Raw genomic sequence first — 24,797 nt, 5'->3', positions numbered from 1 at the left:
CCCTAGACAGGCGCCGAGAAGATCATATTCGCCGGATCAGGGGGCGGTGGTCCCTAAGACCCACTTATCGGGCATAAGGGTGGCGTCATTGGGAAAGCAAATGGTGATCGTCGATAACGCGACTTATCATGGTGGCGATGTGACAAGATACGCGCGTTCGCATTTTCCCGGTGACGCGGCGGTGGCGACACTCTAGTCCCTTCCACAACGATACACTTCGGCGGGTGTCTACAGGCGGGTGTGTCTACAACGGATTGGTGCAGATGACGAACGGCCGATGCATAGCAGCGATCGCAATAGCCACAGGGGCCGTTATGCTCTGCCTCGCTACCGCGGCCACCGCGCAAACTCGAAACGCGCGCGATACAGCGACAGCGTACGGTGCGAGGCTCAACGCCAAGGGCGAGCCCGCCGGTCTTAATCAAAACCGGAACAACAATCGCATTAACAGTCGACTCGACACGCGCCTCAAGCTTAGGATTGAGCGCTATCAACCCGACAGCGTAATCGATCCAACCGGCGCCTTCGCGACGCAGGTAAACGACAATGCGCGCATCGGCACCGCGACGACGCTGCAGCGACCTTCGCAGACAGGAGAACGCCTCCCCCTGCAGACGTCGCCGCAATCCACATTACCGCCGGGAACACAGCCGGACGACGATACCGCGCAGCCGTAATGATATTCACGATGCACAGTAAGCTAACGCGGCGGTTCCATCGCGTTGCTAGATGACCTAGGGGCGGACATGGCCATTTCACGTCATCAATTTGCCCGCCTCCGCCCGGGGCTCTCCTTCGTGCTGCTGGCAGCACTGTTATTCGTCCTGTGGGTCGCAGGGGGAGCATCACGTGAAAATGTTGCCGGACAGATCGTCTCGCGCGCAGCGGCCTGGACTACGATCGTGGTCGCGGTGCTTTTCGCCCAACGTCCACGCATCGAAGAAGCCCGCGGCGCAGCGCTACTCCTTCTAGCTGCGATTCTGTTATGCGTGGCACAGCTTATCCCGCTGCCGCCAGGCTTATGGCGCGCGCTTCCCGGCCGGGCGGCCTTTGTCGATCCGCTGGTCTCGCCGCCCGACCTCTGGCGACCCTGGTCACTCGTTCCCGGCGCGACCGTCAACGCGCTCTTCTCGCTGGTGGTACCGTTCGCTGTGCTGCTGCTTGCGACAGGGGTACGCGAGGAACAGAAGCGCTGGCTTCCCAACGTGATCCTTGCGGTAATCGCTGTGTCCCTCGTCATCGGGCTCATCCAATTCACCGGTACGCGGATCGTCAACCCGCTCGTTAACGGCACGCCTGGTACGGTTGACGGACTGATTGCCAACCGCAACCACTATGCATTGTTCCTCTCCTTCGGACTCTTGATCGCACCCGCCTGGGTATTTGGATACGGCACACGCTCGAAAGTTCGAGCGCCGGTTGCGCTTGGGTTCGTCGTACTACTTATCCTTGCCATCCTGGCGACGGGGTCTCGCGCTGGGCTGGTGTTCGGAGCGTTGGCGCTGGCGCTAGGGTTAGGTTCGTCTTGGCGCGGCGTGAAAACCGCGCTTCACCGCTATCCGCGCTGGGTCCTTCCCGCACTCGGAGTTGGGCTCGTCGTGCTGCTTGCCATTTTCGTGCTCGCGAGCGTCGCGGCGGACCGGGCGATATCGATCAACCGCCTCGTTGATCAGGATACCGGGCAGGATATGCGCGGTCGCGGGTTGCCGGTCGTGCTTGCGATCATCCGCACGTATTTTCCGTTCGGAACAGGAATGGGGAGTTTCGATCCGATCTTCCGCATGCACGAACCGTTCGCACTCTTGAAGCCAACCTATTTCAATCATGCGCATAATGATTTCCTGGAGATAGTGCTTAACGCAGGACTACCAGGACTGTTGCTATTGCTCGTTGCGCTGGGCTGGTGGGGGTGGAAGAGCATGGTCGCGTGGCGTGGTGACGCGGCGCACATACTGCCCCGGCTTGGTTCAGTGATGTTGTTGCTGATTCTGATCGCCAGCATCATCGATTATCCTGCGCGCACCCCTGTCATCATGGCGATGGCAATGATCGCGGCGATCTGGCTGGACCAGCCAGACGCAGGCGCACGCGGCAAAGGGCCTTTACCCTCGACGGGGCGGCATCTATGACCAATCAGATCATTCAGTCCTGTAAAGTGTCTTCCACGCGTATGCGCACGATCCGCTTCGCCCTCACGGGCCTCCTTGCCGTTCCCGGCATCGCCCTCTCAGGATGTGCGCACCAGCAGCCGCTTGTCTCGACCGACCGACTTACCGTCGTGAACGACAGTACGATACTACCCGCGCCGGGCCGCAAAGATCTGATCGCAGGCGATCGCCCTTCTCTGATCGGTCCGCTCGACACGATCCAAGTCGACGTCTTTAACATCGCCGACCTTAGCCGCGAAGTGCAGGTCGACGCGGGGGGGCGCATCGCAATGCCGCTGATCGGCACGATCGACGCAAACGGACGCACAGCGCAAGAACTTGCTCAGTCGATCGAGCGCGCGCTGCGCAGCCGCTATGTGCGCAACCCCGACGTCACGGTGAACATCCGAAGCTCGGTCAGCCAGGTCGTGACGATGGAGGGACAGGTCATCGAGCCCGGCCTTTATCCAGTGACTAACCAGATGACGCTCCTCCGGGCAATCGCCTCCGCCAAGGGCCTGTCCGAATTCGCCAAGGAAAACGAAGTCGTAATCCTGCGCACCGTCGACGGACGTCATATGGCGGGGCTTTATAACATCGAAGCTATCCGGCGCGGTGACTATGACGACCCTGCAATCTACGCCAACGACGTTGTTGTGGTCGGCGATTCCCCTGCGCGACGTCGATTCCGCGATCTGGTCTCGGTCGCGCCGCTGCTCGCCGCGCCGCTGATCGCTGTCCTGCAGTAAAGTTCGGATAAAACGCATGAACGTCATTACGTCGAACCTGCAGCCCGGTGCGATCACATCAGATCCGGCTCCTGTCCTTCCGCGCCTGATCGAGACCGAGCGCCCGCCATTGATCCAGCAATATCTGCGTATCGCGTTACGCTGGAAGTACGTCATCATCGCTGTAACGGTCGCGTGTGTCGTTCTGGGACTTGTCATCACCTTGCTGATGACTCCGAAATATACTGCGACCGCGACTATCGAAATCGCGCGCGATGCCAATCAGGTCACCAACTTTCAAGGTGTCGAACGCCAGTCGAACGGTATCGATCAAGAATTTTACCAGACTCAGTATGGTCTGTTGAAATCACGCGCACTGTCCGAACGCGTCGCTGTGCAACTGCGTCTTGTCGACGACCCGGGCTTTTACGAGCTTTTTGGTATTTCCAGTAAGGATCCGGCGTTTGAGCTAACGGGGGGACGTTACAACGCTGCGGGACGGGCGGAGCGCCAACGCGTGGCGGGCGAGGTGCTGCAGCACAACCTATCGGTCAACCCCACGCGACTGTCGAGCCTCGTTGACATCTCGTTCACTAGTCCCCAGGCGGCATTCTCGACGCGTATCGCGAACGCGTGGGCCGAGAATTTCATCCAAACCAATCTCGAGCGCAAGGTGCAGGCGACCTCCTATGGTCGCAATCTGCTTGAGCGGCAGCTTGGCTTGCAGAAGCAGCGGCTTGACGAGACCCAGCGTAAACTCGTTGCCTATGCCACCAATCAGCAGATCATAAACCTGCCTGCGCAAGGCAGTGGTACCAACGGTCAAGGAACCGCGGAACGCTCGATTGTTGCAGACGATCTGGCCGCGCTCAATACCGCATTGACGCAGGCCGTTGCCGATCGGATTGAGGCTGAGGCGCGCTATCGTTCAGGAAGCGGTGCGTCCAACGAGACGCTCGGCAACATCGCGATTAACAGCCTGCGTCAGCGCCGCGCTGAACTCGGCGCACAATATCAGCAGCTGATGGTGCAATTCGAGCCAGGCTATCCGAGCGCGAAGGCGTTAAAGTCGCAGATTGATCAACTGGACCGTGCAATAACGCGAGAGGAGTCCCGCGTATCGGGATCGATCGAAGGTGCTTATCGTATCGCGGCTGCGCGCGAGACATCACTCCAGGCACGGGTCAATCAGCTCAAGTCGAGCTATCTCGATAACCGTCGGCGTAGCATTCAATATAATATCTATCAGCAAGAAGTAGATACGAACCGCGCGCTTTATGACGGACTACTCCAGCGTTATAAAGAAATCGGAGTTGCGAACGGCGTCGGTATTAATAACATCTCGGTCGTGGATATTGCCGACGAGCCACAAAGGCCGTCCAGTCCTCGTTTGTTCCTGAATCTGCTCCTGTCGCTGATCGGTGGCCTTGCATTAGGCGCGGTCTTGGCGCTGATCCTTGAACAGATGGACGAGGCGTTTGGCGATCCGGGCGAAGTCGAGCGCCGCCTCGGCCTGCCGTTACTTGGCTCAGCGCCGAAGGTCCGCAACGATGGATCGCCGCGCGACGAACTGCTTGATCGCAAGTCGGATCTTGTCGATGCCTATCTGGCGATCAGTACAAACCTCGGCTTTACGACCGAGCATGGTGCACCTCGTTCAATGTCGGTTACATCGACGCGCCCCGGTGAGGGTAAGTCGACAACGGCACTCGCGCTCGCAACGATGCTTGCACGCGCAGGCAAGCGCGTGATCCTCGTCGACGGCGACATGCGCTCGCCATCAGTCCACCACCTCGGCAACGTCGGTCACGAGCGTGGTCTCAGCAATTTCCTATCTGGCGAGGAGGCAATTGAGCCCCTGATCTTCCCGATGCCCGATTTCGGGTTCATCGCGATGTCGGCAGGCCCTATTCCACCCAACGCCGCGGAACTGTTGACAGGTAACCGTCTCTCGCGGTTGATTGAACGGCTGCTAAAGGATTATGATCATGTTGTGATCGACGGGCCGCCCGTAATGGGCCTGGCCGATGCACCATTGATCGCCGCGCGCGTCGAAGGCGTAATCTACGCAGTCGAGTCGCACGGGATCCGAGCAAGCCAAGTAAAAATTGCGTTGGGTCGCCTTGCCGCTGCCAATGTACGCGTTTTTGGCGGCGTGCTGACCAAATTCGAAGCAAAGCGTGCTGCGTACGGTTACGGCTACGAATATGGCTACGATTATGGCCGCACAAAGAAAGAACGGAGCTGAGCGCGCACCGTATGTCGCGCTCAGACACCCTTAAGCGTCGCTCTCGCAAGGAATGGGCTGGGCGTTTTGCCCTTACCAGCGGCATCGCGGTGCTCGCATTCCAAAGCGTTGCATTCTCTATTGCACAAGTCGCAACAAAAACGAGGCCCGCATTCGCCGACGCACTCGCCCCTTATGACGGACGGTTGTCCGCAGCTCATGCCGGTACACTCATCACTCCGAAGGCCAGCGCGCGGGACCTTGCCGAGGCACGGAAGCTGTCACTCGATGCTTTGCACCGCGACCCGACGGCGGTAATAGCCGCCGTAACGCTTGGCCTCGGCACTGCGGCGGATGGCAATGAAGCGCACGCGCGTCGCCTTCTTGCCTATGCGCAGATGTTGTCGCGCCGAAACGATCAGATACAGCTGTGGTCGATCGAGGATGCGGTAGCGCATGGCAATGTCACGACTGCGTTGCGCTGGTACGATGTAACTTTACGCACAAAGCCTAGAATGGGCGACATGCTCTACCCCGTCTTGACGCAGGCTGCGCATGATCCCGCGATACGCACCGTGCTGGTGCACACACTGGCAGCAAAGCCGCTCTGGGCTGATAGCTACATCACCTATGTCGCCGCACAGAAGAACGATCTTCAAAATACCTCTACATTTTTCTTGGCGTTGGGTGCGCGCGGCATTGCAGTACCCGAGCCGGTACGCGCCGCGGTGGTCAACGCCCTACTCGATGCCGGTAAAGTTTCAGAAGCGTGGAATTACTATGCTACATTGCGGCCTGGTGTTGATCGTAGTCGCGCACGCGACCCGCATTTTACTGCCTCGCTTGAGACTCCATCGGTATTCGACTGGACACCTGTGAACGGGGTTAGCATCGCAACATCGTTCCAACGCACACCCAACGGCGGTTCGTTCGAGTTCTCCGCGCCGGCGAGCATTGGGGGGGTGGTGCTTCAGCAGATACAACTTCTCCCGCCGGGTACGTATCGGCTTGCCGGACGTAGCAGTGGGATCGAACAAGAGGCACGTGCGCTTCCTTACTGGAGTCTAACGTGCCGCGGTGAGCGACAAGACTTTGGCCGCGTAACAGTCCCCAATTCGGCGCAAGCGAACGGCACGTTCACAGGTACGATCTCTGTGCCAGCAGGCTGCCCGGTTCAGGTACTGACGCTATTTGTACAGCCGTCAGATGCAATCAGTGGTATTTCAGGACAAATCGACGGCATTGTACTTGCTCCGACAAAGCAAAGGTGATTCTCGCTTCCTGTGACGTCGATAGTATTCAACACCACAGACATTGATTTAATGCGATAGTTATTGTAAAGTCGCAGATATCCACGATTATGTATCACGAAGATAGCTTATTGTAGCTAATAAGCCTGGCTTTAAAAGTCGTCATTTCATGATCGCTTGAGTGCCTCTCTAGGCAGATGCTTGTATGTATATTTCTAACCACGGTTACTCGTGCAAGATTGCGCAGAACTGGAATTCTAGCACCTTTTGCAGAGGGCATACTGGTTATAATAGGCCCTCTCCTCACGGCTTGGAGCACGATCACGTTATGGCCGTCTTGTGTTGCGGTCTGCCGCCGCTGACTGTATCGGGGCGCCTGATTTCACGGCATAGCGTATCACCCCATGCACGGTACGCTTCATGGCATTAATGCATTCCTTCGGTGAGTCGCTATAGTGGCAAAGCAACGTCCTGTTATAAATGCGTCATACGCTTGGCTTAACCGCATTCGCTATCGCATAGCCTTTGGCGTTCTTATTTGTGTAATTATACCAGTACTGTTTAGGCAGTTTGTTTTCAATGTTTCGGCATTCTCTCCGACTCAGTATAACACTGCTATCAGCGGAGTATTTGCAATACTTCTTGGGTATACTGGATATAGAAGGCTTAATGTATTTCCTGGTATTGCTGCAGGAGGATATATTATAACCAGCTTTAGTATCATGTTTGGAATGTTATCACTAATATTCCTTCTATTCAGATTTGACTATAGTAGAGGTCAGTTTCTGGCGAGCTATCTGCTGTCAATAGCATTCTTTGCTCTCATTTATTTTAAGATTGATGCACACAAGAGGTTGGCGTTTGGCATTGTCCCGGGCGGGGGAGCAGACCGGCTCGACCGGCTCGAAAACGTCGTATGGCATCGGCTAGAGCAATTTCCCGGCCCCGTCTCCAGCCTTGATGGCGTCGTCGCCGATTTGCATCACGATCATAGTGACGCATGGGATTTTAGAATAACAGATTTGGTACTACAAGGCGTTCCCGTCTATCACGTAAAACAGGCAATCGAACAGCTGACCGGACGGATCGAAGTTGAAGCGCTTTCAGAGAATACGCTTGGATCAATCAATCCAAATGATGTTTTTCTGAAAACAAAAACCTTTATCGACGTAATTCTGGCAGTGCTTGGACTCATCATCCTGTTACCGTTTTTGTTGTTAGTCGCTTTGGTAATCAGGATCGACTCACCAGGTCCAGCGCTTTTTCGTCAAGTACGCGTCGGATTCCGCGCGAAGCCGTTCCTTGTTTATAAATTTAGAACTATGCGCCACGCTGCGCCAGAAGTTGCTTCTGAAGCCCGAAACGCGGCGATTACGCTCGAAAACGATCCGCGGATCACCCGACTAGGACAGTTCTTGCGGCGCTCAAGGCTGGATGAGCTGCCGCAACTCTTTAACATCGCCAAAGGTGACATGAGCCTTATTGGACCACGCCCGGAGGCATTGGCGCTGTCCGAATGGTATGCAACCGAGCTTCCTTTCTACCATTATAGGCACATTATCAAACCCGGCCTTACTGGATGGGCTCAAATCAACCAAGGTCATGTCGCTAATGTAGATGAAGTGCGCGAGAAGCTTCAGTATGACTTCTATTATGTAAAGAACTTCTCGGTTTGGTTAGACATACTGATTATGATCAGGACAGCACAAACCATGCTGACAGGTAAGGGGGCAAAATAGTACTCGATTGAACATCTGCGCATTGACAAGGCTCTCTAGTCTTTAGCGCCGAACAACACTCGTAATTAAGAGCCACCTAGGCATCGCTTCGTAGGAAATGAAAAAGAACATGAAGCTGAGCATTTCTGTTATTACCGTCAGCTTCAATGCAGCTGCGACTATCGCTGATACGCTCGCCAGCGTCACACGCCAAACCAGCGTTGATTACGAGCATATCGTCGTCGATGGGGCATCGCGCGACGGAACGATGGACGTGGTTCATCAGCACCATCATGATCGCCTCTCTGCCAAAAGCGAGCCTGACGCCGGTATCTACGACGCAATGAACAAGGGCGTGGCACGCGCGACGGGTGACTATCTTTTATTTCTGAATGCCGACGATTATCTATCACGGCCCGATGCGCTGGCTCTGGCTGTCGAAAAGCTTCTAGAAACGGGTGTGGATTGCCTGTTCGCAGATACTCAATTCGTCGACGACACCGGGAACACCACAGGCCAGCGCCTTTACTCCGCGGGCCGGTTCGCGCCCTGGTGGCTCAAGGTCGGCGCGCAGCCGCCGCATCCGTCAATGTTCATGCGTCGCACGCTGATCCAGGATCTGGGCGGCTTCGACACGGGCTATCGTATCGCAGGTGACTTTGATCTGGTCGCACGCGCGGTGCTTGGCCGAGGCGCGAGCTTCGCCAAGCTGCCGATCGTACTTACTCATTTTCGTCCAGGTGGCGTATCGACTGCAGGAGTTCGCTCCAAACTAATGCTCAACCGCGAACTGGCCCGCAGCCTCCGCGCGCTCGGACAGCCGTTCAGCGGCGGGGTAGTGTGGCTGCGGATGCCCCTCAAATTGCTGCAGTTCCGTCGGCCACGCGCCTGAGCCTTACGTCTCAAAGGCTGCCACCTTGTGTAGAGGTGCTTAACCCGGCCATAGGGGCATTATGACATGAACCTTTTGCCTTCGTCGTTTGTGCCGTTTGGTGGCACGACGCACCCCTCCTTTCCAGACGAGCTGCCAATGACGCCCCTAAATTCCTGGCCTCAGAACGATACCTTTGATCCTCGTTCGCTGCGCGAGACTGTGCTTGCAATGGCACGCGCCGGCAATACGGGCCACGTCGGCTGCGCTTTCTCCATCGTGGAGATAATGGCGGTGCTGTACCGCTCCTTCGTACGCTATCCCGGAGGTGATCCGCGGCATCCTGATCGCGACTATCTCGTGCTGAGCAAGGGGCACGGCGTCATGGCGCAGTATGCGTGCATGCGCGAGATGGGCTGGCTGAACGACAAGGAGCACATCGAGCGCTACTTCGGCGACGGCAGCGATCTTATGGGACTCTCGGACTCGCGCACTCCTGGGCTTGAAGTATCGTCAGGCTCGCTGGGCCATGGCTTTTCGGTCGGCGTTGGAATTGCGGAGGGGTTGCGTCGGCGCGGTACCGATCAACGTGTGTTTGCGATCGTCGGCGACGGCGAGCTTAACGAAGGACCAATCTGGGAAGGAATGCTGTTTGCAAGTCACAACAAGCTCAGCAACCTCATGATGATCGTTGATGCCAATGGGTTTCAGGCCATGGGTCGCACCGACGACGTCATGGGGCTGGGCTCGATCCGGCAGAAGCTGGAGAGCTTTGGCTTCGAAACCGCGGACGTGGACGGGCATGATCAGGGCGCACTCGAAGCAACGATCCATGCGCTGATCAACAGCGATTCCCCGCGCCCCAAAGCGCTTGTCGCAAAAACGACCAAGGGCAAGGGAGTGCCCTTCATGGAACATGACAACCAGTGGCATTACCGCCACTTGTCGGCACAAGATTACGAGGCTTCAATTGACGCTCTACGCGCGGAGGCGACATCGTGAGAAGCGCATTCTCTGCTGCACTGACCCGGCTTGGGCGCGACAATTCCGACGTTCTCTTGATCACCGGAGATCACGGCTACGCGCTGTTCGACGAGTTCCGAAAGGCATGCCCCGACCAATTTATCAACGCCGGCATTGCCGAGCAGAACATGGTCGGCATGGCGGCAGGGCTTGCCCGACTGGGGTTCAGGCCGTTTGTATATGGCTTAAGCGCCTTCGTACCGATCCGCGTGGTCGAGCAGATCAAGATGGACATCGCGCATGACGACTTGCCCGTCGTTCTCTTGGGGGACGGTGCGGGCTTCGTATATAGCCACCTAGGACCGAGCCATCAGTCCGCTGAGGATATCGCCTGTGCTCGTTCAGTGCCCGGCCTTACGGTCCTGTCCCCAGGCGACCGTTACGAAATGACGGCCTGCATGGATCTCGCTTACGATTTGCGCGGCCCCGTCTACATGCGCATGGGCAAGGCCGATCGCGGCGATGTGCACTCCGAGGCGCTGCCGCCGCTCGTGGTGGGCGAGCCTATCCGTATACGCGAAGGGCCAACCGATGCGCCTGCGCTGCTGGCGACAGGCGCTATGCTGACGACCGCGATGCAACTGGCGGAGCAGCACGGTCAGATGGCCGTCTGGAGCGTTCCTACGATCAAGCCGCTGGCGACCGAAGCCATTGCCGCGATTGCGCGCTCCAGCAGCGCGATTATCGTTATGGAGGAGCATTCGGTCCACGGCGGGCTAGGCGCAGCGGTGACCGAGATTGTCAGCGAGGTGGCGCCCTGCCGGGTGCTGCGCGTCGGCATCCGAGATCGCTTCTCCAGTCATTGCGGCAGCTACGACTATCTCCTGCGCGAACACGGGCTTGATCTGGCCAGCGTGAAGGAGCGCGTGGATGCCTTTACCGCCGCGGTTTGAGCCGAGCACGCTATCTGGGCTGAATACACTGTCTGGGCCGATCTCGCTGGAGGGCCGCCGCGTCTTTTTGACCGGCGGTACAGGATTCGTCGGGCGTTCACTGCTGGACTATTTCGCTGAGTCTGCGGCGCAACATGCCGCGAGCTTCGAAGTGGTCGTGCTGTCGCGACTGCCTGAGGCGTTTCTGGCCCGCTTTCCCGCATATGCCGACCAGCCGTGGCTACGTTTCGTGGCGGGTGATCTAGATACGCTGCCCGATATCGGCGGTTTTACGGATCTGATCCACGCTGCTGCCGATACGCATCGCGGAGGCGACCGGATCGCATGGTTCAACCAGCTCGTTGACGGAACCCGCAAGACGTTGGACTACGCCGTGCTGGTAGGCGCCATACGAACCCTGTTCGTCAGCTCGGGCGCGGTCTACGGTGGCGCGGGGGGAAATTTTCCCATTGAGGCAGACGCTGCGCATGCCCCTCCACTTGGCGAGACAACAACCGTTTACGGCCAGGGCAAGCGCGCCGCGGAGCACCTTTGTGCGCTTTATAATGAGCAACATGCCATCGGCTGCGTGATTGCGCGGTGTTTCGCGATCATCAGCCCGCACATGCCGCTGGACGGGCCATATGCGGCGGGCAATTTTATCCGCGACGCACTGTCAAACGAATGCCCCGCAATCGACATAGCAGGCAATCCCGAGACCCTGCGCTCTTACATTGATGGGCGCGACATGGCGCACTGGCTCTGCGCCCTACTATCGTACGGCGTCGCCGGTGAAGCCTATAATGTCGGCTCAGACGAGGCCGTTTCGATCGCGGGCCTTGCGCGGACGATCTGCACCACGCTGTCGATCGACAAGCCAATCCGCGTTGATCCCGCCGGCCCCACGCGCCCACTCTCCGTCTATGTTCCTGCGATCGACAAGGCACTTGCGCTTGGCCTTCGGGTCGAAACGGGGCTGGACGAAGCAATACGACGCGCCGCGGCTAAGCGCTGCTAGGGCTACGGGACGAATATTCGTGAAGCAGATGATCGGCACCATCAGAGGCATCATGGGCCTCGATTTCCATGTCTTTAGCACTGTCGTACTGCGTGGATGGGGCATCGGCGCCGGATTTGTCACGACTTTATTGCTGCCGATCCTGCTTTCGGCGACGGAGCTCGGCTATTATTTCGCCTTCGCCAGTATACTAGGTTTGCAGGTCTTTTTTGAACTCGGTTTTAACCAGGTCATCACCCAGATTGCCGGGCACGAAGCGGCAGAGCTTACAGTAGATGAAGAAGGGAGTCTTAACGGCGGGAGCATCCATCTTGCACGTTTGGGGGCTCTGTCCAGTCTTACCCGCCGCTGGTATCTGGTTGCGGCAGCGGCTTTCGTTCTGGGTGTCGGTCCAGCAGGCCTTCTTTTTTTCGGTCGCAATCATGCACTGTCGCCGCAGGTCTGGGCGTTGCCCTGGCTCGCACTCGTGTTGGTGACCGGCTTCAATCTCTACCTCAGTCCGCGACTGGCCTTTCTGGAAGGATGTGGCAGGATCGGTAATGTCGCGCGGATGCGACTATACCAATCACTGGTCGGTTATGGTTGTGCCTGGATCACCCTAGGTGTCGGGGGAGGAATATGGGCCGCAGTATGCGTACCGCTCGCCGCCTGTATTGGCACTGCTTGGTGGTTGTATAGTACGCGCGGTTTTGGGCGGCGGTTCACCATACCGCTGCGCCATGAGAATACCATGTCGTGGCGACGCGATATCCTCCCGTTGCAATGGCGTATCAGCCTTAGCTGGGTAAGCGGCTATTTCATTTTCAGCCTGTTTACACCGCTGATCTTCAGTACTGCCGGCCCCATTGCAGCAGGGCGGTTCGGGCTGTCGATGGCCATCTTTACCGGTCTTTCTACCGTCAGCATGAGCTGGATGTATGCCAAGGTGCCGGAATTTGCGCGACATGCGTCGCGCGGCGATCTCGATGCACTTGGCAGGGAGTTCCGGCCGGCTGCCCTGAGGGCAGTCGGGGTGACCATCGCTCTATGCCTGTTGTTCGTGACTCTTGCGCAGATCGTCGTGCAGATACGCCCCGACGCAGCGGCACGGCTCCTTGGGCCCACCGACTTGCTGCTGCTAGCTATCGCCGTCATTGCCAATGCCGTAATCTCATCTGCAGCGACCTACATGCGCGCGTTCCGTGAAGAGCCCATGTTGCCGGTCTCGATCGGCGCTGCAGTTTTGACGTGCATGGCAGTATACGTGGGATCCGATGTCAGCGTCACCGTCATGCTGGCCCTGTATGCGGGCATTACTGCTGGGATCACACTACCATGGACGATATTGATATTCCGTCGCTACTCAGCCCGGCAAAGAACGCGGATGGCTGGGACAGGGCCAGCCCGGCCGTGAACACGGTCTTGTCCATCGCATTGCCAACGTACAATCGAGGGCCGCTCCTCGACAACGCTCTGGCTCGACTGATCGCGACGGTCGCTCCCCATAGCATACGGATTCTGGTATCTGACAACGCTTCCACAGACGACACTGCGGCTGTCGTGAAGCGACACGCAGCGCATTATCCATTGCTTGATTATGTCTGCAACGAAGAGAATCTGGGCCCCGACGGCAATTTTGAAGCCGTGCTGCGACAGGCGTCTACCCGCTATGTCTGGCTGCTAGGCGATACGTATGAGATCGAGGCTGCCGCCTTGGAGCGAGTTCTCATTGCCGCCACAGGTGAGCATGCGTTCGACGCGATCGTCGTGGACGTCGAGCAACGCGCAAAAGCAATTCCCGAACAGATCTATACTGACAGCAGTGCGCTACTTGCCGAGCTCGGATGGCACATGACCTGTATGTCGGCACTGATCTTGAATCGTGATCTCATAAACGCGGGCGCGTTCGAGCGATATCGCAATACCTCGTTCATCCATGTTGGCATCGTCTTCGACCATATTGCCCAACGAACACCTTCGATCCTTTGGTTAAACGGACAGGGCGCAAAAGCCCTGCGGATTGTTGGTCAAACCAAGGTGAGCGTCTGGGAGCAACAGATTTTTGAGATCTGGGTCGACCGATGGACAGGCTTCGTGCTGTCATTGCCGGCAGCCTATAAACTGCAGGCGAAATTTACATGCATTGCACTTCACGCTCGATCCAGTGCATTGTTTTCACTTGCCAATATCGTAAAGCTGCGCGCGAGTGGTATTCTCAATATCATGAAAATAACCTCTCGATGGAATGCGTTGCGCCTAGCGACGGGCCGGACACGCTTCCTCTTGCTGGTCTGCGCGCTCGTACCGACGCCGGTCGCCCGGCTCGCAGTAAAAATCCGGAGCCTCCGACCATGACGGATACGAAGCAGATCCTTGCTGGATGTGTCATTCTGTATGAATGCGATATTAGTATCGATGCCAATCTCGCAACCTATGCCAAAGACCTTGACATGCTTGTCGTCCTCGACAATTCCGCATCGTACAATCCAGCTATCGCCGCAGTGGTCGCCGGCTATGACAATGCAGAGTATGTGTTCAACGGCGCCAATCTTGGAATCGCCGCGGCCCTCAACCTGGCAGTGAACTGGGCGCGCGCGCGCGGCGCTGATTTCCTACTGACAATGGATCAAGATAGCTGCTTCGTCGATGTACCGTTCCGTAGTTTTCGGGATCGCGTCCTCTCGCTGCCGTTCGTTAAAGACTTGGCTATCGCTGCCCCCTGCTTCCTTGCAGAAAATACCATGTCAACGACTGAGATCAATAGTAGAACAGTAATTACATCAGGCAGCATTCTTAATCTGGCCAATCAGTCTCGGATAGGTCCGTTCGACGAGCAGTTGTTTATCGACGAGGTCGATCACGATTATTGCTTGCGCGCTCATGATTTTGGATTGCGGGTGGTCACATTGCCAGATGTACGGCTGGAGCATCGGCTGGGCGAGCCCAAGGCGGTTTCGCTTTTCGGCAAGACGGTTCGTTGGAATATTCACGCCCCTATCCGGCATTATTACATGGTCCGGAACGGACTTTATATGGCGTCAAAGCACCGGCATCGCCATCTCGGTTATTCTGTATGCAGGCTTGCCAGCCTGAGCCGAACGATCGCCGCCGCGCTACTTTTGGCACCGCAACGGCGCGAACGGCTTGGGATGGTGGTGTCCGGCATCCGCGATTACGTCCTGCTACGAATGGGCCCGCGTCATGCCCATCGAAGCGTCGAACGCCGCGTTGCGCCTTGAAAGCCTGGCGAAAACCTATAGAGGCCGTCGCCACTGCTCCGATACATGCCAAAAGCCATGGTGCTTGACCGAATGCTGGCAAGGAGTGGCGTTGGCGAAGTCCGTCACGTTTCGACGTCAACCCGTTAGCAGGACGCTAAAACCTAATGGTGATGACATTAGATTCCACAAATTCAACCAAGAGCAGCATGGCGCGTACCGAACCAGGTTTCGATCCTCGTTATTTGCTAGCGCCCATCGTCGCCTTTGTGCTGACGGTCTGGATTGATCCTAGCTATACCGGCGGCGACCCTTCGCTATATCGGTACGTTTACGATGCGCTGGCTACCGAGTCGCTGAGCCACGGATTTTTCTTCTACTCAGTAATTCTCAGCTCCACTGAGCCCTTGTACTATATAATAATTTGGACGCTTAGTCATATTGGCGTTCCTCGCGAGGTTTTTATTGGGGTTAGCAGTGCTATTCTTGCCCTTCTTAGTACAAAGATTCTTGTCAGGCGCGGGGCGCATTTACTCGTTGCATCAGCAGTTGTTAGCTCGTCATTCTATTTTATTCTTCTATACACAACAACTGATCGATTAAAGATCGCTACGATATTTCTTATCGCGTCGGTTATGTCAGCTAACAGGCTAAGGCTTGCTATTGCATTCGCATTCTTGGCCACGGCAGCGCATATACAGGTAGCCATTCTTTATCTGTCATTTATTACTATCTACATGGCCAATCAGCTGCGCACTGCTATCAAAATAGGCACCATATCATCGAATGTGATTGGAACGACCGTTGCTGTTATCGCCGTTGTGCTTGTTTCATACTACGTCATCGGCAATCAAATTGCCTCTAAAGCAAATTCGTATATTGGTCTCGGTAAAACAGAAGATCTGATTCGTGTCATTCCATTTTACCTCGCTACTCTCTACTATGCAAAAGATAGAGTTAATGTGAGTCTACTTTTTCTGCCCATCATTGCGCTTACTCCAATTGTGGGATATGGACGTCTAAACATATTCTCCTACTTCATACTTCTTTATTATTGCTCCGAGAAAAGACAAGGTGTTAATATTCCTGTGATATTAAGCACTGTCTATTTTGGATACTCGTCCTACGTTTTCTTAGCTCGAATTATAGAATTCGGGGAACCTCTCCTGGTGGGGCAATGATCCCGGTTCAGAGCAGCATTGCCCACGAGGCGGATGCGAAAGACGCGCGGTCTCCAGTCATTAGTGTCGTCATGACGACCTACAACGGTGCGCGCCATCTACGTGAGCAATTAGCCTCAATTATCGAGCAACTGGGTGAGGGCGATGAACTAATCATCAGCGACGATCGCTCGACCGACAAAACGCTCCAGATTTTAAACGAGCATGCCTCCGAACGCATTCGCATCGTCATCACGTCGGGGAAGTTGGGTCCGATCCGCAATTTTGAGCATGCAATAGGCCATGCGCGTGGGCAGGTCATCGTGCTGTCGGATCAGGATGATCGCTGGCTACCCGGTCGCCTTCAGCGAGTGCGCGACCATTTCGCTGCTGACGACACGCCTTACAACCTACTGGTGATGAACAGCATCATTGCGGACGGCGAATTGAACCCCACGCATGATTCCCTTTTTGCCTATCTCGAGGCGGGCAAGGGTCTGGCAAAGAATGTGTATCGCAACACCTATGTGGGTTGTCACATGGCATTCCGACGCGAGTTGTTGACGGTGGCAATGCCGTTTCCCCGTGCAATCCCGATGCATGACATGTGGCTTGGACTTGTGTCGGAGATGGTCGGCGCCGTAACGTTCGATCCAACGCCGACACTAATGTTTCGGCGCTCGGGGCATAATTACACGCAAACGCATTATCCGCTGCGTCAGCGCCTCGTGTGGCGCTTAGGGCTAATCACCTCGTTGCTGCAGCTTAGGCTGAGTAGACGGTTTCGCACGCGACCGCATCGCCCCGTTGCAGAGAGTCAGGCATGACCACCCGAGAGCGTACCGGTATCAGCGGCGTCGTTCTGACGCGTAACGAAGAGATTCACATCCGACGCTGCCTTCATAGTGCGCGACAAGTGTGCGATGTCGTTTACGTGATTGATTCCAATTCGATCGATCGCACACGCGAGATCGCCCAAGAAGAGGGGGCAGTGGTGCACACTGGAGACTTCACCTCCTTTGCGCAGAAGTTAAACTGGGCCAGCGACGAGATTAATTTCGCAACTCCGTGGGTAATGCGCATCGACGCGGATGAGGTGCTGTCCGACGATCTCGTTGCGCTGCTGCCAAGTTTTGTCGGGCAGCAGCCGGCTACGGTGAGTGGCGTGTTCGTACGGCGCCGCTTATGGTTTATGGGTCGCCCAATGCGCTTCGGCGGAGTCTATCCGCGCCATTCGATGCGGCTATGGCGCGCGCGCATGGCGCAATGCGAGGTTCGCGCGCTCGACGAGCATATGCTGCTACGTGAAGGCTCTAGCACGACGATTGAGGCGGATATCCACGATATTCCCCTGACCGATCTCACGTTGTGGATCGCCAAGCACAATGAATACGCTACGCTCGAGGCGCGGACAGCAATGGAAGATCGAGTAGCAAAGGCCGGAGTTTTGTTTCAGCCTCGTTTTCTTGGCAACAAGAACGAGAGGATCCGGTGGCTGAAGGAGAAGGTCTTTTACAAGATGCCCCCGTTCATCCGTCCCCTAGCCTATTATATCTATCGCTACATTATACTCATGGGCTTTCTAGACGGAAAAGCTGGTTTCATATTCCACTTTCTTCATGGATTCTGGTACCGATTTCTTGTGGACGCGAAGCTGGTAGAGATGCGCTGGCGCGATGTTGATGGCTCGCTGCGGGCGACAGGAGCGCCGAGCGGCACCCCATGACCTTTCCTAATTTTACGCGGCGCACAGCGCTTGGTTTCGTCCGCACACTGCTCGCGCCTTATTATGCGGTGCGCGCCGACAACGCGCTGGCCAGCGAAAGCCCGTCCGAACCCGTCCGGACCGCGCGTGCGAACAGCATCGCCTTCCTTCAGTCCGGCGCCGGCGCGCAAATGCGCAGCATCGAAGCCAAGGCACGCGACATCGTCTCAGTGCTTGATTTCGGGGCAAAAGGCGACGGCGTGACCGATGACACTGCCGCCTTCAACGCTGCGATCGCGACCGGCAAGGCTGTTTCGGTGCCCTATACTCCCGCCGGTTACTTGGTCGCAAACATCCGGGTCGTCGACAACATGCAGGTGGTTGGCGAAAAAGCAGGAATGGCGCTTGCCCCGACACTGATCGTTGCCGTGTCAAACGCAGCCGCCTTTCGAAACGATACCGGCACAAATGTCTTCCACTGTGTGTTTGAAAATCTAGCGTGCCGCGCTGGCCCCCGCGTTGTTGGCGCCTCGTTCTACGCGCAACCGACGAAAACGGACTATGCCGCCTATTTCACATTCCGACAGATCGAAACCTATGTCAGTCTACGAGCAAGCTACGTTGGCCTCTTTATCTTCGCAATATGGGACCGCTGCCGAGACGGTTATCTCGGCACCAAATCTGACCGCGAACATAGTGCGATCGTTGCACTAGCTGGCGCTTACGGACAGACCAACCAGCAGAACATCAATCGTATCAAGGACTGTATGTTCTTTAATGCATTCGGTGGAAATGGCACGATCACGGGTTCGTTTGGCGCGTTATGGACGATCGAGAACAGCAATTTCGAGGGTTTGCAAACCCGTGCTCTTACCGCGTACAACATCTTTCAGGTCCGCTTTTCGAACTGTTGGTTTGAAGGTGTTACGGCACCTTCTATTGTCCATGCGGGTAATTATCCAGAGACGATCGCTGCAACAAGCGTAGCCTTCGATCATTGCAACTTCGTCCTGACGGGCACCACTCCGCAAGTCATTACCGTCGACACGCCGGGTAGCGTTTCGCTGCGTGGCAATATGTTTCACCTAATCAGCGCGGGCACCCGCCTATGCGACGCTGGAGCGCAGATTACCGTCAACGAGGACAATCTGGCGGCATCCGGTGCCGGTGTGGCCGGTTTCTTCGCGGGGACGCATCACGACAGCTATCTCAACGGACGGCGGCGAATTAACGGCGCCAGCGACAACAAGGTCGCTGGAATGACGCTCCAGAATGAGGGCGGGATTGCAGCGACGCAAGGTTTCATGTCGCGCTCCGACCTCCGCGTCGCATCGACTTTCACAACTGTCGCTACCTCGCAATCCGGGCTCGGCGGAACGTGCATTGTCTCAGGCTACGACCCCAGTGGGGGCGCACAATTCCGCGTTATCAAGGATTGGCAAGGCACGACAATCCGCGACGTCGTTGTGCCGCTTAACGCCACCGGTAAGGTGCTGGCATTCCGGATGTCAGGGCACGATCTTCAGATGAAGGTCGATACCAACTCGCTAATCGTTTTCACAACGATGCTGCACTAAAATAGCCCCACATGTAGAAAACATAACATGTGGGGCTATGCGTCAAAAATTCAGCCCGAAGAATTCCTCGAGCTTCTCCCCGACATAGTCGAAATGCTCTGCGCCAAGGGCCGGATACAGACCAAGCCAGAAGGTGTTGTTCATCACCCGGTCGGTCTGCGTCAAATCGCCAACGACGCGATAGTTGACGTGTTCGAAATAGGGCTGGCGCGTCAGGTTGCCGGCGAACAACAGCCGCGTGCCAATCTTGTTCTGGTCGAGGAAGCGGGTCACATCGACGCGCTTGGCATCGACGCCATCGCGCAGCATCAGCGGAAAGCCGAACCACGACGGATCCGAATTCGGCGTCGCCTCAGGCATGATGAAAATCTCTCCGAGGCTCTTCAGTCGCTCGGTAAGCAGCCCGAAATTGCGCCGGCGAGCCGCGATGAAGCCTTCCGCACGATCGAGCTGTGCGAGGCCGCAGGCGGCCTGCATGTCGGTGATCTTCAAGTTATAGCCAAGATGCGAGTAGACATACTTGTGGTCATAGCCGAACGGCAGCGTGCCGTGCTGCTGGCCGAAGCGCGAGCCGCAGGTATTGTCGCAGCCGGGCGCGCAATAACAATCGCGGCCCCAGTCACGAATCGATTCGATCAGCGGACGCAATTCGGCCGACTTGGTGAAGACCGCGCCGCCTTCGCCCATCGTCATGTGGTGCGCCGGGTAGAAACTGAGCGTTGCGACGTCGCCCCAAGTGCCAACCAGCTTGCCGTCATAGGTCGCGCCGAGTGCGTCGCAGCAATCCTCAACCAGCCACAAATCATGCTCGTCGCAAATTTGGCGGACCTCGGCGAGGTTGAACGGGTTGCCGAGCGTGTGCGCGATCATGATCGCACCGGTCTTCTCGGTGATCGCCGCCTCGATCAGGCTGACGTCGATGTTGTAGGTCGGCACTTCGACGTCGACGAACACCGGGATCAGGCCGTGCTGGATCGACGGGTTGACCGTGGTCGGGAAGCCCGCCGCAACGGTGATGACTTCGTCCCCAGGCTTCAGGCGACGATCGCCGAGCTTGTGGCTGGTCAGGCACGACAGCGCCAGCAGGTTCGCGGAAGAGCCCGAAGTGGTCGTCAGCAGGAAAGGCGCACCGACCATCTTGGCAAGCTTCGCCTCGAATTCGGTATTGAAGCGACCGGTGGTCAGCCAGCCGTCAAGCGAGGCCTCGACCATCATTTCGATCTCGGGCGCGCCGATCACCTTGCCCGCGGGCGGGATCACGGTCTCACCCGGTACGAAGGGCTTGGGCGCGAATTGCTGTTCGGCATATTGGCCGACCAGGGTGCGGATCTGCTTGCGGAGTTCGTCAGCGGTCATGGGGAATAGGTCCTATGCGGAAAGGGTTTGGCTGGCGCGGGTGAAACGCTCCAGCTCTTCAAGCGAATATGCATGCATGTCGGTGCCCGACAGCCAGGCGCGATGCCAGGCAACAATTCGGTCAAGCGCTTCGGACAGCGACCAGCGCGGTTGCCAGCCAAGCCCGAAGCGCGCCTTGGAGATGTCGAGCTTGAGGTAATTGGCTTCGTGCGGCTGAACCGACTCGTCGCGCGTCCAGTCGGCGCCATCGCCCCAGCGCACGCACATGCGCTCGACGATCCACTGGACCGGCTGCGCATCCTCGTCGCGCGGACCGAAGTTCCACGCCTGGGCTGCGGCAGGATCGGCCCATAGCGCCTGGCACAGCACGAGATAGCCCGACACCGGTTCCAGCACGTGCTGCCACGGCCGGGTCGCGAGGGGATTACGAATCAGCACCGGATCGCCGTCGGCGACCGCACGCAAGATGTCGGGGATCAGGCGATCGGCTGCCCAGTCGCCCCCACCGATGACGTTGCCGGCACGACCCGAGGCAAGCCTGGACTTGCCGTCGCCGGTGAAGAACGACCGGCGATAGGCCGACGTTACCAGTTCGGAGCACCCCTTCGAATTGCTGTACGGATCATAGCCGCCCATCGCCTCGTCTTCACGGTAGCCCCAGACCCATTCGCGGTTCTCGTAGCATTTGTCCGTCGTCACGACGCAGACGGCGCGAACCGACGATGCCTTGCGGACCGCTTCGAGGAGGTGGACGGTGCCCATGACGTTGGTGGCATAGGTGCCGACCGGATCGTCGTAGGAAGCGCGCACCAGCGGCTGTGCCGCCATGTGGATGACGATCTCGGGATCGGCCGCGACGAGCGCCGCTTCCAGCACCTCCCGGTCGCGGATGTCACCGATGATCGACGTCATGCCGGCCGCCACGCGGGCAACGTCGAACAGCGCCGGACTGGTCGGCGGACCCAGCGCGAAGCCTGTCAGCTCCGCACCCATCTGCTGGAGCCATAGCGACATCCAGCTGCCTTTGAACCCGGTGTGACCGGTCAGGAAGACACGCTTGCCTGCCCAGAAAGCGGGGTCGACATCGCCCTTCGTCACGATTGGCGCGATCACGGCGGAAGATGTTACCATATCCGCCACGGGGCCTTGCCGCTCTGCCACAGGGTTTCGAGATGCTGCTTGTCACGCAACGTATCCATCGGCTGCCAGAAGCCATGATGCTCGTACGCCATTAACTCGCCATCGGTGGCTAGCGTGCGCAGCGGCTCCTGCTCCCAGATCGTCGAATCGTCTTCGAGATAGTCGAGCACCTTGGGCGACAGTACAAAATAGCCGCCATTGATCATGCCCCCGTCACCCTGCGGCTTTTCGAGGAACTCGGTGATCTTGCCATCTTCCATCTGCAACGCGCCGAACCGCCCGGGCGGATAGGTCGCGGTCAGCGTCGCCGCCTTGCCGTGGCTGCGATGAAACTCGATCGACTTGGTGATGTCGATGTCGCCGACGCCGTCACCATAGGTAAAGAAGAAGAACTCCTCGTCCTTGACGTAGTCGGCGACGCGCTTGAGGCGGCCGCCCGTCATGGACTCGTCGCCAGTGTCGATCAGCGTGACCTTCCACGGCTCCGCGCGCTTTTCGTGCACGATCATCTCGTTCGCCTTCATGTCGAAGGTGACGTCCGACATGTGCAGGAAGTAGTTCGCGAAATACTCCTTGATCACATAGCCCTTGTAGCCGCAGCAGATCACGAAGTCGGTCACGCCATGCGCGGCATATATCTTCATGATGTGCCACAGGATCGGGCGCCCGCCAATTTCGATCATGGGCTTGGGGCGCAGGCTGGTTTCTTCGGCGAAACGCGTGCCGAGGCCCCCGGCGAGAATGACTGCCTTCATTGTCCTACCTCAGTTCGAGCTGACAAATGCGTCGGAGAAGAAGCGTTTGGCTGGAAGCCCCAGCGCCAACAGCTTCTCGCGTGCAGATGTAATCATGGCGTTCGAGCCGCATGCATAGACGACCGTGTCGTCAGGATCGATACCCTGACGGATCGCCGCATCGTGAACATAGCCCCGGGCGGCGCTCCAATTAGCATCGGTCCCCGATAGCAAGTGGTGGACCCCGACGTCGAGGCCCAATCCAACCGGATCCCAGCAAAAGCTCTCGGCCTCGCGGTTGCCCCAGAAGACGGTGAGCCGGTGTTGCGCGGCACGCTCGGGTTCTGCCGCAAGTTCTTCGAGCAGGGCTTTCACGGGGGCAATACCGGTACCGGTCGCCAGGAACACGATGTGGGTGGGGCCCTGCTCGCGCAAGAAGAAGGTCCCAAATGGCCCCTCGATCCTCAAGAGGTCGTTGGCCTTGGCCCGCTCGAACCAATATTCGCTGAGGATACCGCCCTTGTAGCGCTTGATAATGAGCTCGAGCAGGCCGTCACCACGCGGCGCGTTGGCGAGGGAATAGCTGCGCCGCACGCCTTCGACGATGACATCAATATATTGCCCCGGAAGGAACCGCATTGGCGAGGCGGGCGGCGTCTTCAACATCACGCGAACGATGTCGGGGGCGAGCCGCTCGATCGACACGATTCGACTGGCCATCGTCTTGATCTCGATCCCGGCAAGCCGGTCGAGCGGTTCGATGTCTAGTGTCACATCGCTGGTTGCCGATCGGCAGCAGGTGAGGATCAGCCCGTCCCGCGCGTCTTCGGTGCTAAGGCTCTCTTCCGTACGGAGCACCTCGGTTACCCCTGCGAGCAGCGGCGCCTTGCAGATCCCACAGCGCCCCGTCCGGCAGCTATATTCGAGTGTCACACCCTCGTTGCGCGCTGCATCGAGGATCGAAACGGCGCGGTCCGCGGTGAAGGTGTGACCGGTATTTAGCGTTACAGTTGGCATGCGATGCAGGCTGTTAGTCGATTCTTGGATACAGTCCAGCATTTGTGCGCTTGGCAAACACCTATGATTGCACCCCATACCAAGGTCGGTGCGTTGCCAGGTCTGAGCTAGGAGGTTTTATGACGATTTATCGTGTTATTGTCGAAGGCGAAGAGAAAATCTTCGAATATGCGTTCGACGGCGAACCGCAGATTAACCTGACCTTCGAGTATAATGGCATAGTCTACAAGGTCACCACCCGCGCCCATGACGAGAACGACAAGTTTTCGCATACGCTTCACGCTCAAATCGCCTGACCACACTACGCCGATTGGGGCTTGGCATCCTATCGAGTGCGTAAATTGCTGGCTCGCGGGCTCAGGCGATATCGACGCGTCTTTCTTTCTCCATTGACGCCGTGGACGTCCTGATGGGTAGCCTTTGCCGCGGCCTTGCCCTAACGGGCATCGCTATCAACCGGGCGGCAATAGGAAGATATGAATGATCAGCCCCGTTCAACTTATCCACCCCCGTCGCTACGGCGACACGCGCGGTTGGTTTACCGAAACATATAATCGTGACACATTCGCGGGGCTCGGCATTGACGTCACGTTCGTTCAGGACAACCACTCACTTTCCGCTCCCGCATTTACCTTGCGCGGCTTACATTTTCAAACACCGCCACGCGCGCAGGACAAACTCGTGCGATGCATCCGTGGGCGTATCTTCGACGTCGCTGTCGACATACGGGCGGGCTCCCCTACCTATGGCCAATGGGTAGGTGCAGAGCTGTCAGCCGAAAACGGTCATCAGCTCTTTGTTCCGGTCGGCTTCGCGCATGGCTTCCTGACGCTCGAGGACAATTGCGAAGTTAGCTATAAATGCTCGGATACCTATGCGCCCGAGTCCGATGGCGGAATTCGTTGGGACGACCCCGCAATCGGCATTAGTTGGCCGATGCCTGCTGGGACCGTTCCCGAACTGAGCGCCAAGGACACGGTGCAGCCCGCGATGAAAGATTTCGACAGCCCCTTCCCCTATGACGGCCGGCCCCTCGCGCCTCTCGCCTGAAGGACAG

24 protein-coding genes are annotated in these 24,797 nt (G+C 57.4%); 19 read left to right on the top strand and 5 right to left on the bottom strand.

The features are described 5' to 3' along the window. Positions 1 to 314: 314 nt before the first annotated feature. The 4 genes from J3A66_RS10125 (at position 315) to J3A66_RS10110 (ending at position 5,123) form a co-directional block, all read left to right on the top strand. Entirely contained in the window at positions 315 to 677 is a 363-nt protein-coding gene (locus J3A66_RS10125) for a hypothetical protein (RefSeq protein ID WP_209568626.1), read from the top strand. Positions 678 to 746: 69 nt separating this feature from the next. Beyond that, on the top strand, positions 747 to 2,129 hold the full coding sequence (locus J3A66_RS10120) for an O-antigen ligase family protein (protein WP_209568624.1): 1,383 nt from the start codon (positions 747 to 749) through the stop codon (positions 2,127 to 2,129). Continuing rightward, the gene (locus J3A66_RS10115) at positions 2,126 to 2,896 is read left to right on the top strand and encodes a polysaccharide biosynthesis/export family protein (RefSeq protein ID WP_245336787.1); all 771 of its coding nucleotides are present in this window, start codon (positions 2,126 to 2,128) and stop codon (positions 2,894 to 2,896) included. The genes J3A66_RS10120 and J3A66_RS10115 overlap by 4 nt, the downstream gene beginning before the upstream one ends. Positions 2,897 to 2,912: 16 nt before the next feature. Then, on the top strand, positions 2,913 to 5,123 hold the full coding sequence (locus tag J3A66_RS10110; protein WP_209568622.1) for a polysaccharide biosynthesis tyrosine autokinase: 2,211 nt from the start codon (positions 2,913 to 2,915) through the stop codon (positions 5,121 to 5,123). A gap of 260 nt (positions 5,124 to 5,383) precedes the next feature. On the opposite strand, the gene J3A66_RS10105 is transcribed toward J3A66_RS10110, so the two are convergent. Then, on the bottom strand, positions 5,384 to 5,560 hold the full coding sequence (locus tag J3A66_RS10105) for a hypothetical protein (protein WP_209568620.1): 177 nt from the start codon (positions 5,558 to 5,560) through the stop codon (positions 5,384 to 5,386). A 57-nt stretch (positions 5,561 to 5,617) separates the two neighbouring features. Here J3A66_RS10105 and J3A66_RS10100 point away from each other — a divergent pair, with 57 nt between their 5' ends. The 13 genes from J3A66_RS10100 to J3A66_RS10040 all read left to right on the top strand — a co-directional run bounded on the left by J3A66_RS10100 (position 5,618) and on the right by J3A66_RS10040 (position 19,493). Further along, positions 5,618 to 6,373: a hypothetical protein gene (locus tag J3A66_RS10100; protein ID WP_209568618.1), complete on the top strand. Its 756-nt coding sequence runs from the start codon at positions 5,618 to 5,620 to the stop codon at positions 6,371 to 6,373. Between the two features lie 434 nt (positions 6,374 to 6,807). Beyond that, a complete protein-coding gene (locus J3A66_RS10095) occupies positions 6,808 to 8,091 on the top strand; it encodes an exopolysaccharide biosynthesis polyprenyl glycosylphosphotransferase (protein WP_209568616.1) in 1,284 nt (427 codons plus the stop codon). A 109-nt stretch (positions 8,092 to 8,200) separates the two neighbouring features. Further along, entirely contained in the window at positions 8,201 to 8,962 is a 762-nt protein-coding gene (locus J3A66_RS10090) for a glycosyltransferase family 2 protein (protein WP_209568606.1), read from the top strand. Positions 8,963 to 9,028: 66 nt separating this feature from the next. Further along, positions 9,029 to 9,943: a transketolase gene (locus J3A66_RS10085; RefSeq protein ID WP_209568604.1), complete on the top strand. Its 915-nt coding sequence runs from the start codon at positions 9,029 to 9,031 to the stop codon at positions 9,941 to 9,943. Continuing rightward, positions 9,940 to 10,857: a transketolase C-terminal domain-containing protein gene (locus J3A66_RS19525; protein WP_209568600.1), complete on the top strand. Its 918-nt coding sequence runs from the start codon at positions 9,940 to 9,942 to the stop codon at positions 10,855 to 10,857. Before J3A66_RS10085 ends, J3A66_RS19525 begins: the two co-directional genes overlap by 4 nt. Then, positions 10,835 to 11,854: an NAD(P)-dependent oxidoreductase gene (locus J3A66_RS10075; protein WP_209568598.1), complete on the top strand. Its 1,020-nt coding sequence runs from the start codon at positions 10,835 to 10,837 to the stop codon at positions 11,852 to 11,854. Before J3A66_RS19525 ends, J3A66_RS10075 begins: the two co-directional genes overlap by 23 nt. A gap of 19 nt (positions 11,855 to 11,873) precedes the next feature. Next, on the top strand, positions 11,874 to 13,247 hold the full coding sequence (locus J3A66_RS10070; protein WP_209568596.1) for a hypothetical protein: 1,374 nt from the start codon (positions 11,874 to 11,876) through the stop codon (positions 13,245 to 13,247). After that, positions 13,169 to 14,188 carry a glycosyltransferase family 2 protein gene (locus tag J3A66_RS10065; RefSeq protein ID WP_209568594.1) on the top strand — a complete coding sequence of 340 codons (1,020 nt, stop codon included), beginning with the start codon at positions 13,169 to 13,171 and terminating at the stop codon, positions 14,186 to 14,188. The genes J3A66_RS10070 and J3A66_RS10065 overlap by 79 nt, the downstream gene beginning before the upstream one ends. Beyond that, complete coding sequence (locus J3A66_RS10060; RefSeq protein WP_209568592.1) at positions 14,185 to 15,072, top strand: glycosyltransferase; 888 nt, start codon at positions 14,185 to 14,187, stop codon at positions 15,070 to 15,072. Before J3A66_RS10065 ends, J3A66_RS10060 begins: the two co-directional genes overlap by 4 nt. Positions 15,073 to 15,260: 188 nt before the next feature. Beyond that, positions 15,261 to 16,232 (top strand): EpsG family protein, encoded by a 972-nt coding sequence (locus J3A66_RS10055; protein ID WP_209568590.1) that lies wholly within the window; start codon positions 15,261 to 15,263, stop codon positions 16,230 to 16,232. A gap of 71 nt (positions 16,233 to 16,303) precedes the next feature. Next, complete coding sequence (locus tag J3A66_RS10050; RefSeq protein ID WP_209568588.1) at positions 16,304 to 17,038, top strand: glycosyltransferase; 735 nt, start codon at positions 16,304 to 16,306, stop codon at positions 17,036 to 17,038. Then, complete coding sequence (locus J3A66_RS10045; RefSeq protein WP_209568586.1) at positions 17,035 to 17,937, top strand: glycosyltransferase family 2 protein; 903 nt, start codon at positions 17,035 to 17,037, stop codon at positions 17,935 to 17,937. The genes J3A66_RS10050 and J3A66_RS10045 overlap by 4 nt, the downstream gene beginning before the upstream one ends. After that, positions 17,934 to 19,493 (top strand): glycosyl hydrolase family 28-related protein, encoded by a 1,560-nt coding sequence (locus J3A66_RS10040; protein WP_209568584.1) that lies wholly within the window; start codon positions 17,934 to 17,936, stop codon positions 19,491 to 19,493. Before J3A66_RS10045 ends, J3A66_RS10040 begins: the two co-directional genes overlap by 4 nt. A gap of 42 nt (positions 19,494 to 19,535) precedes the next feature. Here J3A66_RS10040 and rfbH read toward each other — a convergent pair whose 3' ends face one another. From rfbH to J3A66_RS10020, 4 genes are read right to left on the bottom strand one after another with little or no spacing between them, the layout of a single operon-like run. Beyond that, a complete protein-coding gene (gene rfbH / locus J3A66_RS10035) occupies positions 19,536 to 20,849 on the bottom strand; it encodes a lipopolysaccharide biosynthesis protein RfbH (protein WP_209568582.1) in 1,314 nt (437 codons plus the stop codon). Positions 20,850 to 20,861: 12 nt separating this feature from the next. Continuing rightward, the gene (gene rfbG / locus J3A66_RS10030) at positions 20,862 to 21,962 is read right to left on the bottom strand and encodes a CDP-glucose 4,6-dehydratase (protein WP_348634028.1); all 1,101 of its coding nucleotides are present in this window, start codon (positions 21,960 to 21,962) and stop codon (positions 20,862 to 20,864) included. An 11-nt stretch (positions 21,963 to 21,973) separates the two neighbouring features. Further along, entirely contained in the window at positions 21,974 to 22,744 is a 771-nt protein-coding gene (rfbF, locus tag J3A66_RS10025; RefSeq protein WP_209568578.1) for a glucose-1-phosphate cytidylyltransferase, read from the bottom strand. A gap of 9 nt (positions 22,745 to 22,753) precedes the next feature. Beyond that, positions 22,754 to 23,782 carry an FAD-binding oxidoreductase gene (locus tag J3A66_RS10020; RefSeq protein WP_209568576.1) on the bottom strand — a complete coding sequence of 343 codons (1,029 nt, stop codon included), beginning with the start codon at positions 23,780 to 23,782 and terminating at the stop codon, positions 22,754 to 22,756. Positions 23,783 to 23,859: 77 nt separating this feature from the next. Here J3A66_RS10020 and J3A66_RS10015 point away from each other — a divergent pair, with 77 nt between their 5' ends. Further along, a complete protein-coding gene (locus J3A66_RS10015) occupies positions 23,860 to 24,036 on the top strand; it encodes a hypothetical protein (RefSeq protein WP_209568574.1) in 177 nt (58 codons plus the stop codon). 184 nt (positions 24,037 to 24,220) lie between these two features. Further along, on the top strand, positions 24,221 to 24,790 hold the full coding sequence (gene rfbC / locus J3A66_RS10010; protein WP_209568572.1) for a dTDP-4-dehydrorhamnose 3,5-epimerase: 570 nt from the start codon (positions 24,221 to 24,223) through the stop codon (positions 24,788 to 24,790). Positions 24,791 to 24,797: the final 7 nt, after the last annotated feature.

The organism is Sphingomonas sp. PvP018, assembly GCF_017876865.1.
Lineage (GTDB): Bacteria > Pseudomonadota > Alphaproteobacteria > Sphingomonadales > Sphingomonadaceae > Sphingomonas > Sphingomonas aerolata.
Note: the sequence above shows the minus strand (reverse complement) of the source record. Positions and strands in the feature narration are given on the sequence as shown.